This is a genomic window from Sphaerisporangium sp. B11E5 (assembly GCF_039871875.1).
Classification (GTDB): Bacteria; Actinomycetota; Actinomycetes; order Streptosporangiales; family Streptosporangiaceae; genus Sphaerisporangium.
Window position 1 is genome coordinate 65,773 of the sequence record NZ_JBDPMD010000024.1, and the last position, 11,021, is coordinate 76,793.

Annotated in this window: 9 protein-coding genes; 2 read left to right on the plus strand and 7 right to left on the minus strand. The window is 71.5% G+C overall.

Translation table 11 applies throughout. The features are described 5' to 3' along the window. Positions 1–96: 96 nt before the first annotated feature. On the minus strand, positions 97–2,715 hold the full coding sequence (gene clpB / locus ABGB17_RS21765) for an ATP-dependent chaperone ClpB (RefSeq protein ID WP_347632352.1): 2,619 nt from the start codon (positions 2,713–2,715) through the stop codon (positions 97–99). Positions 2,716–2,907: 192 nt separating this feature from the next. On the opposite strand from clpB, the gene ABGB17_RS21770 reads away from it, so the two are divergent. Both ABGB17_RS21770 and ABGB17_RS21775 read left to right on the plus strand, forming a co-directional pair. Beyond that, positions 2,908–3,504, plus strand: coding sequence for an SRPBCC family protein (locus ABGB17_RS21770; protein WP_347632354.1), 597 nt, complete (start codon positions 2,908–2,910; stop codon positions 3,502–3,504). A gap of 53 nt (positions 3,505–3,557) precedes the next feature. Then, complete coding sequence (locus ABGB17_RS21775; RefSeq protein WP_347632356.1) at positions 3,558–4,730, plus strand: zinc-dependent alcohol dehydrogenase; 1,173 nt, start codon at positions 3,558–3,560, stop codon at positions 4,728–4,730. 174 nt (positions 4,731–4,904) lie between these two features. On the opposite strand, the gene ABGB17_RS21780 is transcribed toward ABGB17_RS21775, so the two are convergent. The 6 genes from ABGB17_RS21780 to dpgA form a co-directional block, all read right to left on the minus strand. Continuing rightward, complete coding sequence (locus ABGB17_RS21780) at positions 4,905–6,185, minus strand: MFS transporter (protein ID WP_347632358.1); 1,281 nt, start codon at positions 6,183–6,185, stop codon at positions 4,905–4,907. After that, positions 6,169–6,945, minus strand: coding sequence for a hypothetical protein (locus ABGB17_RS21785; protein ID WP_347632360.1), 777 nt, complete (start codon positions 6,943–6,945; stop codon positions 6,169–6,171). Before ABGB17_RS21785 ends, ABGB17_RS21780 begins: the two co-directional genes overlap by 17 nt. Before the next feature lie 146 nt (positions 6,946–7,091). Beyond that, a complete protein-coding gene (gene dpgD, locus ABGB17_RS21790; protein ID WP_347632362.1) occupies positions 7,092–7,889 on the minus strand; it encodes an enoyl-CoA-hydratase DpgD in 798 nt (265 codons plus the stop codon). Next, a complete protein-coding gene (dpgC, locus tag ABGB17_RS21795) occupies positions 7,886–9,205 on the minus strand; it encodes a (3,5-dihydroxyphenyl)acetyl-CoA 1,2-dioxygenase DpgC (protein WP_347632364.1) in 1,320 nt (439 codons plus the stop codon). Before dpgC ends, dpgD begins: the two co-directional genes overlap by 4 nt. Then, positions 9,202–9,864 carry an enoyl-CoA-hydratase DpgB gene (dpgB, locus tag ABGB17_RS21800; RefSeq protein WP_347632366.1) on the minus strand — a complete coding sequence of 221 codons (663 nt, stop codon included), beginning with the start codon at positions 9,862–9,864 and terminating at the stop codon, positions 9,202–9,204. The genes dpgC and dpgB overlap by 4 nt, the downstream gene beginning before the upstream one ends. Positions 9,865–9,875: 11 nt before the next feature. Beyond that, positions 9,876–10,982, minus strand: coding sequence for a 3,5-dihydroxyphenylacetyl-CoA synthase DpgA (gene dpgA, locus ABGB17_RS21805; RefSeq protein WP_347632368.1), 1,107 nt, complete (start codon positions 10,980–10,982; stop codon positions 9,876–9,878). Positions 10,983–11,021 lie beyond the last annotated feature (39 nt).

An 11,021-nucleotide genomic window follows, 5' to 3' on the forward strand; every position in this document is an offset into this window, starting at 1 on the left:
ATCAACGTTGTGATGAGCGCCATGACATCAACAGAGCCCGAAAACTAGGCTAAGAGGTTGCTTTACCCCTTTTTTCGGGAGACCCGGTCCAGATGGTCATTCCTCCGGATTGTCATAGGTGACGGTGAGCTCGTCTCCCGGCGCGTCCACGCGGATGAGGGCGCCGTCACGTACGTCGCCGGCGACCAGTGCCCGCGCGACGCGGGTCTCGACCTCGCGGGCGATGAACCGGCGCAGGGGGCGGGCGCCGTAGACGGGGTCGAAGCCCTGTTCGGCGATGTGGCGCAACGCGGCGCCGGTGACCTCCAGCGTCATGCGGCGGTCGGCCAGCCGCACCCGGATGTCGTCGAACATCAGCGAGACGATGCGTTCGATCTCCGGCTCGGTGAGCGGCTTGAACAACACCGTGTCGTCGACCCGGTTGAGGAACTCCGGGCGGAAGTGCCCGCGCAGCTCGGCCAGCACGAGCTCACGCGCCCGCGGCTCGATCTCCCCCTCGGGGGTCACGCCGTCCATCAGGAACTGCGACCCGATGTTGGACGTCATGATGATCACGGTGTTGCGGAAGTCCACCGTGCGGCCCTGGGCGTCGGTCAGCCGCCCGTCGTCGAGCACCTGCAGCAAGATGTTGAACACATCGCCGTGCGCCTTCTCGGTCTCGTCGAACAACACGACCGAGTACGGCTTGCGCCGCACCGCCTCGGTGAGCTGCCCGCCCTCCTCGTAGCCCACGTACCCGGGCGGCGCGCCGACCAGCCGGCTCACGGTGTGCCGCTCCTGGTACTCGCTCATGTCGACGCGGACCATGTTCTCCTCGGTGTCGAACAGCGCCTCCGCCAGCGCCTTGGCCAGCTCGGTCTTCCCGACCCCGGTCGGGCCGAGGAAGAGGAACGACCCGATGGGCCGGCGCGGGTCCTTGATGCCGGACCGTGCTCTGATGACGGCGTCCGCGACGGCCCGCACCGCCTGGTCCTGGCCGACGACCCGCTCGTGCAGGATCTCGTCCAGCCGCAGCAGCTTCTCCCGTTCGCCCTCCTTGAGGCGCCGCACCGGGATGCCGGTCCACCGCGACACGATGCCGGCGATCTCGTCCTCGGTCACCACCTCGCGCAGCAGCCGGTGGGAGCCCTGCTTGGACTCCAGTTGCCCCTCGGCGGCGCGGAGCCTGCGCTCCAGCTCGGGAAGTTTGCCGTGCGTCAGCTCGGCGGCCCGGTTCAGGTCGTAGCTGCGCTCGGCGCGCCCGGCGTCGCGCCGCACCGATTCGATCTCCTGGCGCAGGTGCTGCGCCTTCTTCAGCGCGTGCCGCTCGGCCTCCCACTGGGCGCGCATGGCGTCGGCCTCGGCCCGCAGGTCGGCGAGCTCCCTGCGCAGGGCCTCCAGGCGCCGGTGGCTCGCCGGGTCGTCCTCCTTGGCCAGCGCCGCCTCCTCGATCTCCAGGCGGGTCACCCGGCGGATCAGCTCGTCCAGCTCGGCGGGCATGGAGTCGATCTCGGTGCGCAACATCGCGCAGGCCTCGTCCACCAGGTCGATCGCCTTGTCCGGCAGGAACCGGTCGGAGATGTAGCGGTGGCTGAGCACGACGGCCGCGACGACCGCGCCGTCCTGGATCTTGACGCCGTGGTACGCCTCCAGGCGTTCCCGCAGGCCGCGCAGGATCGAGATGGCGTCCTCCTCGGACGGCTCGTCCACGTGGACCGGCTGGAACCGGCGCTCAAGGGCGGCGTCCTTCTCGATGTGCTTGCGGTACTCCGGGATCGTGGTGGCGCCGATCAGGTGCAGCTCGCCGCGCGCCAGCATGGGCTTGAGCATGTTCCCGGCGTCCATGGCGCCCTCGGCGGCCCCGGCGCCCACGACGTTGTGCAACTCGTCGATGAACAGCAGGATGCGGCCCTCGGACGCCGTGACCTCGGCCAGCACCGCCTTCAGTCGTTCCTCGAACTCGCCCCGGTACTTGGCGCCCGCGATCAGCGACCCCATGTCCAGGCTGAAGATGGTCTTGTCCTTCAGGCCCTCGGGGACGTCCCCCCTGTTGATGCGTTCCGCGAGCCCTTCGACGATGGCGGTCTTGCCGACGCCGGGGTCGCCGATGAGCACGGGGTTGTTCTTGGTCCTGCGGGACAGGATCTGCACGACGCGGCGTATCTCGCCGTCGCGCCCGATCACCGGGTCCAGCTTGCCGCTCGCGGCCGCGGCGACGAGGTCCGTGCCGTACTTGTCCAGTGCCTCGTACGCCACCTCCGGGTGGGCCGAGGTGACCCGCTGGTTGCCGCGGATCTGGGTCAGCACCTTCAGCAGCCGCTCACCGGTCAGGCCGTGCCCCCGCAGCAGCCGTCCGGCCGCGCTCTCGGTGCCCTCGTCCAGCAGCGCCATCAGCAGGTGTTCCACCGAGACGTACTCGTCCTTCAGCCGCCTGGCCTCCCGGTCGGCGGCGTCGAACACCCGCGCCAGCCGCTGCGTCACGTAGACCTGGCCAGGTCCGGCTCCCGGCCCGGTGACCCGCGGGCGCCGCTCCAGCTCGGCCTCCAGCTCGAGCAGCAGCTTGTCAGGATCGGCCCCCGCCGCCGCCAGCAGCCGGGGCGCCAGCCCGTCGGGCTGCTCGACCAGGGCGAGCAGCAGGTGCTCGCCGTCCACCTCGGTGTGCCCGTGGCGGACCGCCTTGGTCTGCGCGTCGTGCAGGGCTTCCTGGGATCTCTGCGTCAAACGGTTCACGTCCACGATGCGCCTCCCGTGTCCGCTGCCCTACCCCGCCCTTCGTTCAGAAATCAGACATAAAACGCAAAACCCCCATGCGAAGTGTTGGGGGGGCGATGCGTTCTCGTGTGGGACATCCCGCGGACGATCAGTGTCGGCGCAGGTCAGAGGGGTACGGCTGCGGATATAGCAGGTAGCCGGCCCTGTGAGGTTCACATGAGCACAACGATCAATCGGCAGGCTCACCGTCTCGTCGGCGCGCTGGAGCGAGGGCTCGGTGGCAGGAAAGGCCCGTCGTCCGGCGCGCTGCGGGCGGCGATCACCGTCAACCGGCCGCGCCGGGAGGTCTACCGGTTCTGGCACGACCTCGAGAACCTGCCGCGGTTCATGACGCACCTGGAGTCGGTGGACACCATGCCCGGCGGCTACTCCCGCTGGAAGGCGCGGGGACCCGCGAACAGGATCATCGAGTGGGACGCGGAGATCGTGCAGGACCGTGAGGACGAGCTGATCTCCTGGCGCTCCCTCGAAGGCGCGGCCGTGCGCAACAGGGGGTCGGTGAGCTTCAGCGGCGCGCCCGGCGGACGCGGCACCGAGGTGCGGGTGGAGATGGAGTACCGCACGCCCGGAGGCAGGGTCGGCCTCGTGGTCGCGCGGCTGTTCGGCGAGCACCCGGCGCAGCAGGTCCGCGACGACCTGCGCCGCTTCAAGCAGGTGATGGAGACCGGCGAAGTGGCCCGCTCGGAGGGCAGCCCCGAGGGCACCCGCGCGCTGCGCCGGCTGTTCCAGCACACGGCCCAGCCCGTGCGATGAGCCGGTGAGCTCCCGTCGGCTCTCGCCGGCTTCGTCGAGATGAGGAGGACCCCATGAAGGCCAACTGCTGGGCGGGGCGCAACAAGGTGGAGGTGCGGGAGGTTCCCGACCCGAGGATCCTGAACCCGCGCGACGCGATCGTCCGCGTCACCTCGACCGCGATCTGCGGCTCCGACCTGCACCTGTACGACGGCTACATCCCCACGATGAAGAAGGGGGACGTCCTCGGCCACGAGTTCATGGGGGAGGTGGTGGAGGTCGGTCCGCGGGTGGCGAACCTGCGGCCCGGTGACCGGGTGGTCGTCCCGTTCCCGATCGCCTGCGGGGCGTGCGTCGCCTGCCAGAACGGCATGTATTCGTTGTGCGAGAACTCCAACCCGAACGCGGGCCTCGCGGAGAAGCTGATGGGCCACTCCCCGGCGGGCATCTTCGGCTACTCCCACATGCTCGGCGGCTACCCGGGCGGCCAGGCGCAGTACGTGCGCGTACCGTTCGCGGACGTCGGCCCCATCAAGATCGAGGACGATCTGCCGGACGAGAAGGTGCTGTTCCTCTCCGACATCCTGCCGACCGGCTGGATGGGCGCCGAGATGTGCGACATCAAGCCCGGTGACGTCATCGCCGTCTGGGGCGCCGGCCCCGTGGGCCAGTTCGCGGCCGCCGCCGCCGTGCTGCTCGGCGCCGAACGCGTCATCAGCATCGACCGCTTCCCGTACCGGCTGGAGATCGCCGCCCGCGCCGGCGCGCAGACGCTGAACTACGAGGAGGTGGACGTCCTCGACGCGCTGCGCGACATCACCGCGGGCCGGGGCCCCGACGCGTGCATCGACGCCGTCGGGATGGAGGCCCACTACCCTGTGCCCGCGGTCCACGCCTACGACCGGGCGAAGCAGGCGGCGCGCCTGGAGACGGACCGCCCGCACGCCCTGCGCGAGGCCATCATGGCCTGCCGCAACGGCGGCATCGTCTCCGTCGTCGGCGTCTACGGCGGGTTCGTGGACAAGTTCCCGATGGGCTCGTTGATGAACCGCTCGCTGACCATGAAGACCGGCCAGTGCCACGTCCAGCGCTACATGAAGCCGCTCCTCGACAGGATACGCAACGGCGACATCGACCCCGGCTTCGTCATCACCCACCGCCTGAGCCTCGACGACGCTCCTCGCGGGTTCGAGATGTTCAAGAACAAGGAGCACTACTGCAACAAGATCGTTCTGCGCCCCTGGTAGGGAGCCCGGCTTGACAAAGGGAGTTATCACCTGTGCCAGATTGTTGATCTGACACCGGGACAAATGATTTCCCTTAATGCTCCACCGCAGCAACAGGCCGGTTTTCTCTGTATCGTCGTGCGATCTGACAACGTCGTCCACGCCGATTCCCGGCGGCCGGTGCCGCGGCGTTTCTCATTCGCCGGGAACGGCGTCCACGTCGCGCGGCCACCGTGCGGTGCGCAGGCTCCGGCTGCCGAGCGCGGCGAGCATGGCGGCGGTGAGCAGGCCGGCCAGCACGAGGGTCGCGTGCACGGCGGACAACCGGTCGAGCAGCAGGCCGGCGCCGAAAAGGCCGGCCGAGGAACCGACGCCGAGGATCGTCATGAAGGCCGCGATGACCCGGCCGCGCTGCTCGTCGGGGACCTGGCGGAAGATCAGCACGTCGACCAGGATCCGGACGGACGGGCCGATCAGCCCGAGCAGGCACAGCGGCACCGCCGCCCACCAGGAGCCGAGCGGCGCCGGCAGCAGCGCGATCAGCAGCGCGGTGGCGAACCCGCTGGTCAACATCAGCGCGCCGGGCGGCAGCACGCGCTGCAGCGGCTGCACCAGGGCGGCGCCGGCGAGCCCGCCGACGGCCATCGCGGTGACCGTGAGCCCGATCTGGGCCGGCGCGGTGCCGCGGTCCTCCAGCATCACCACCGCGATCAGCACCAGCGGCGCGCCCACGAGGTTCAGCATGGTGGCGATCAGCGTCGCGTGCCGCAGCGCCGGCACCTGCCACAACACGCGCAGCCCCACGGCCATGCGCCGCAGCACCGGGTCGTTCTCGTCGGACCGGGGCCCGGCGCGGCGCGCGTGCGGCGCCCGCACCAGCGAGATGGTCAGCAGGGACAGCACGTGGCCGGCCATCGCCGCGAGGATCGGCACCACCGCCCCGATCGCGTACAGCGCGCCGCCGAGCGGAGGGCCCGACAGGGCGGCGCCGTGCGTCCTGACCTCGTCCTGGGTGAGCGCCGCGGTGAGCCGGCGCGGATGCACCACGCCACGGATGAGCACCATGCGGGCCGCGCCGCCGAGCGGTTCCGTCGCGCCGACCAGCACGGCGACCGCCAGCAGGTGCGGGAACGTCAGCACCCCGGCCGTCAGCGCGACCACCACGCTCGCGGTCGCGGCGAGGCGGCAGGCCCCGGCCACCAGCAGCAGCCGCCGCCGGTCGAACCGGTCGGCCATCTCGCCCACCGGCATGCCGACGAGCAGCGACGTGAGCAACTGCACCCCGCCGAAGGCGCCGGCCGACGCGGGGGACCCGGTCAGCGCGAGGATCAGCAGCGGGTAGGCGAGGTCGGTCATCTCCCTGCTGAGGGAGGAGAACACCGACCCCGACCACAGGAGCTGGAAGTTGCGGTTGCGCCGCAACGGCACGTCGGGGACCTCGGTGGCGGCCCCTATGACGTCAGTCTGTCCGGACATCGCGCCTTCCCGCCATCTCGTCACACAGAAAAGTCAGGCCGAGCTGGGCCGCCTTGATGCCCGCCTGGAAACGCGAGTTCGCGTCCATGCTGCGCAGGATCCCGGCCACCCGGCGCCGGTAGGTGCGCAGCGAGATGTTCATCGCGCGGGCCGCCGTCTCGTCCTTCACGCCGTCGCGCAGGTACGCGAGGACGTTCATCTGGGCGAAGTCGAGCGTGAGCCCGCCGATGCCCGGCGGCGGCTGGACGTCCGCCGCGCACTTCCACCACACGTCGTGGACGCGGCCCAGCATGTCGACCACGTCCCGGCTCTGGATGAGCACGTCCTCGACCTCACCGGGCTGGCGGGACGTCAGCATGACCGCCGTGTGGTCCCCGATCACGATCATGTGCGGCAGCCGTGCCGGGGAGAACCGCACGTGAAGGCCCCGCGCCGGCTCGCCGAGCGGGCTCCGCACGTCGGGCGCCGGGGGGTGGCAGTGCATGACCCGGGTCTCCGGCGCGCCCGCGGCCCCGGTGCCGCGCAGCAGGTCCGCGAGGTCCAGCTCGTCGTGCTCGGCCCCTGAGCCGCACGCCACCCGGACGGGGCCGCCTCCCGGGTGCGCGACGGCCTCTCCGACCAGCTCACGGACACGGTCGGGACCGATGAGGGTGAGGGTTTCCGAGAGCTTCAGCCGGTAGGCCGCCAGCGCCTCCTCGATGATGTGCTGCGCTTCGTCGATCGCGTCACCGTTCAGGCGGCGCGTGCTCAGTTCCGTCATGGGTGGAACAGACTCCTCAGCCGGACGGACGATTGTGACAATGTGTGGGACGTGTCAATGTTTCGTCGGCACCGTTGCTGCGGTCTTCGTTATTCCGCGTAAAAAATCCCGTGCGGCAGAACTTGACTCATCACTTTTCACGAGAGTCAGCGTCCGGCCCAGATGGGATCACGCTTCTCTGCGAACGCCCGGACCCCCTCGATCGCGTCGGTGCTGCGGCGGCGTCGTTCCTCCCATGGGTACTCGGCGGTGAACGCCCGTTCCAGGGGCATGTCCACCGACCTGAGCGCGGCCTCCTTGATGGCGCGGACCGACAGCGGGGCGCTGCGCACCAGGTCGTCCGTCCACTCCGCCACGCACTCGTCCAGCCGGTCCGCCGGCACGACCTCGTTGACGAGCCCGTACCGCAGGGCGGTCGCCGCGTCCATCCGGCGGCCGGTGAGCAGGTAACCCATGGCCGCCTTCTGGGGCATCTGCCGGACCAGCCGGAACACCCCGCCCGCGCCGGGCACCAGGCCGAGCCGCGCCTCGGGCAGCCCGAACACCGCCTCGCCGGAGGCGATGACAAGGTCGCAGGCCAGGGCCAGCTCGAACCCGCCGCCGAGCGCGTAGCCGTGCACCCGTGCCACCACCGGCTTGGACAGCGTGAACCGGTCGGTGAGGCGCGGCCAGCCCGGCTGCCCGCGGCTGCCGAAACTCGTGGGCGGCACGCCCTCGCGGTGGAGGCGGTCGCGTTCACGCAGGTCCTGGCCCACGCAGAAGGCGCGGTCGCCCGCCCCTGCGAGCACCGCGACCCGCACCTCGTCGTCGGCCTCGACGTCGTCCCAGATCGCGGCCAGTTCCTCGTGCGTGCGGGTGTCCATCGCGTTGAGCACCTCGGGACGGTCCAGGGTGACCCGCGCGACGTGGTCCTTCTTCTCGTAGCGCACCCGGGGCCGGCTCACGGGGCCACCGCCCCGAACCGTCCGGCCTTGTGGACGACGTCCTCGTCGTACAGCCGCAGCGCCTGCTGGAGCGCGAACTCCGCCATGTACGCGCGGAAGGCGTCCGGCGGCTCGTCGGCGAGGTTGAGCATGCGGCGGTTGGCGAGCACGGCGTCGCCGGCCAGCCGCGCGAGGCTTCGCTCCACGGCGGCGTCCATGTCGCCGGGTTCCACGACCTCGTCGATCAGCAGCCGCGCGCCGGGCTCGGCGGCGTGGATCCGGCGGCCCTGGAGGATGACCTGCCGGGACAGCCGCGGCCCGGCGAACCGGGTGAGCCGGAGGTTCGCGACCCCCGGGACGATGCCCTCCTTGGCCGCGGGCAGGCTGACGTAGGTGTCGGCCGCGGCGACCACGTGGTCGAACACCAGCAGCAACTGGGCGCCGCCGCCGATGGCGAAGCCCTCCACGGCCGCCACCCAGGGCTTCTCCAGGTACCGCGAACGCCACTGCCCGGAGAGCTCCACGAGCACGCCGCGCAGCAGCTTGTGGATGTACCCGAGCTCACGGCGCAGCAGGAAGCCGACCAGCGGGATGTTCCCCGCGCCGAGGTACTTCAGGTTGATGCCCGCGCTGAACACCCGCCTGCCCTTGTACCGGGGGTGGGTCATCTCGCCGCCGCGCACCAGCCCCACCCGGACGCCCGGGTCCAGCAGGGCGAGGTCCACGGCGGTCTCCATGTCGTCCACCTGACGCTCGTCCTCGGCGTTCAGGCGGTCGCCCCGGCACATGGTCAGCCGCGCCGTCCCCCCGACGCGCTCCACCCGCACGGCCTCCATCTCGGCGACGCCGGTCCGCAGGAAGTCCGGCAGCAGCCGCAGGGCGCGCGGGGTGGGGCGGAGCTGCGCGTCGAGCAGGTGCGGGCCGGCCACCGGTGAGCGCAGGACCGCGCGCAGGAAGATGCCCTGGTCGATCTCGTGCCCCTCCTTGGCGGCCTGCGGCAGGGCCCGTTCGGCGTCCAGCCGTTCCCGGGAGGGCAGCAGGCCGGGGAAGGCCTCCGCGGCGGCCTCGACGAGCTCGCCGAGCCACAGGTACCGGGTGCGGCCCTCGGTGAGCAGGTCGTACACGGCCTCGGCGTGGGCGCCGGCGAACCGGGCCCGCAGGGCGCGCAGGCTCTCGTGCACGGCGTGGGCCCGCTCCCGGTGCTCCGGCGACCGGTCCGCCCGCAACTCGGCGAGGCGTTCCTCGCCGCGTGCCACGGCCTGTGCGAGAGCGTCCCGGGCGGACCGCAGATCGCCGGGCATCGTGCGGTCCGCCGGGATCGACGCGGCGAGCGTCATCGCGCCGCTCCCCTGCGCAGAGCGCGGTCGCAGGCGGCGAGGTGCGCGCCGAGCGCGTCCTCGAACGTCGTCGTGCCGGCGTCGACGATGAGCTGCCTCCTGATCGCCAGCTCCGTGCCGGCGTACGCCCGTCCGGCGAACGCGGCGAGCGTGGCGGCGGGGTCGTCCACCACCGTGTCGATCAGGTGGAGCGCCAGCGCCTCCTCGGCCTCGATCGGGGCGCCGAGCAGCACCGCCTTCCGGGTCCAGGCGGTGCCGGCCTGCTGGGCGAGCCGGTGCAGGGCCATGCCGGGCCACGCGGCCTCGCCGTCCGAGGCGATCAGCAGCCGCGTGCCGGTGACGGCGACGCGCACATCGGCGGCCGTCAGGACGTCGAGGGCGGCGCCGCCGCAGTCCCCGGACGCCACCGCGACCGTGAGCATGGGCAGGCGCTCCAGCCGGCGCACGGCGCGCTCCCACTTGGACACCAGGCCCACGCTGAGCTCCCGGGGGAAGGACGCGTCCGGCGCCCCGCAGACACGCAGGGCCGCGACGCCGGGCCCGTGGTGGTCCTCGGCGGCGTCGCAGAGGGCCAGCACGGCCTCCACCGACGCGGCGGACAGGGGCTCGGCGCCGTCGATGCGCAGGACGGGCCCGCCCCCGGTCGCGTTCACAGTCATCTCGGGTCTCCTCACCACTGGATCAACGCGGTCTCGATGGTGGATCCCGGACCCATGGTCATCAGGATCCCGTGGTCGCCCGGCTGGACGACGTCCTCCAGAAGGAGGCGTTCGTAGGAGAACAGGAACGAGCCGCTGGAGAGGTTCCCGTGGTCGCGCAGCACGCCCGTGGTGTGCCGCAGGTCGTGGCGGCGCAGCCCGAGGTTGACCGCCACCGCGTCGATGACCTTCTTGCCGCCGGAGTGCACCAGCCAGTGGTCGATGTCGCCGCGCCGCAGTCCCGTGCCCGTGAGCAGCCGGTCCACGACCCGCTCGGCGTGCGCGCCGACGACGTACGGGATCTGCGGGTCGAGGAAGAAGCTGAACCTGCCCTGGTCGCGGTCCCAGTCGTAACGCATCGCGTCGATCGCGTCGGTGATGAGGTAGCTCGCGAACCTCAGCACGCGCGGCCCCGCGGCGTCGGCACCCGTGTCGCCCGCGACCAGGGCCAGCGCGGCGGCGCCGTCGCCGAACAAGCTGTTCACGACCGCCGTGCGCATCGTGCCGTCCAGCGCGTACGCGGCGGAGCACGCCTCCGCGCACAAGACGACGGCCAGCTCCCCCGGGTGCGCCGAGGACCAGCCGGCCACGACGTTGAGGGCGTTCAGCCCCGCGTTGCAGCCCATGCCGACGATGTCGGAGCGGCTGCAGTGCGGGTCGAGGCCGAGTTCGCGGATGATGTGGGCGCTGAGGCCCGGCGTGAGGAAGCCCGTGGAGGTCACGCAGCACAGGTGGCGGACGTCGGACAGCGACGCCCCGGTGTCCTTCAGGCAGTTCATCAGCGCCTGGACACCCATCTCGACGGCCAGGGCCTTGTGCTTGTCCAGCAGGTCGCCCTGCGGTTCCGGCGCCCGGAGCCCGGTGGCGTCCGGCGGAGGCAGAGTGAGGTTGCGCCGCTGGATGGCGCTGTTGAGGAAGACCGAACGGACCTTCGGGTCCTCGATCCGCAGGACGTCGAGCACCTCGGTCTGCGAGAGCGACGTGCCGGACGTGGCGGTGCCGACGCCCGCGAGCCGGGAGATCCCCGGCGACCGCCGGGTGGCCCGCGGGTCCCGCTGCTGTAAGACGCTGACCGTCATCGGTACATCCATCCCCATGTGCGTAGCTTGCTGCGCAGC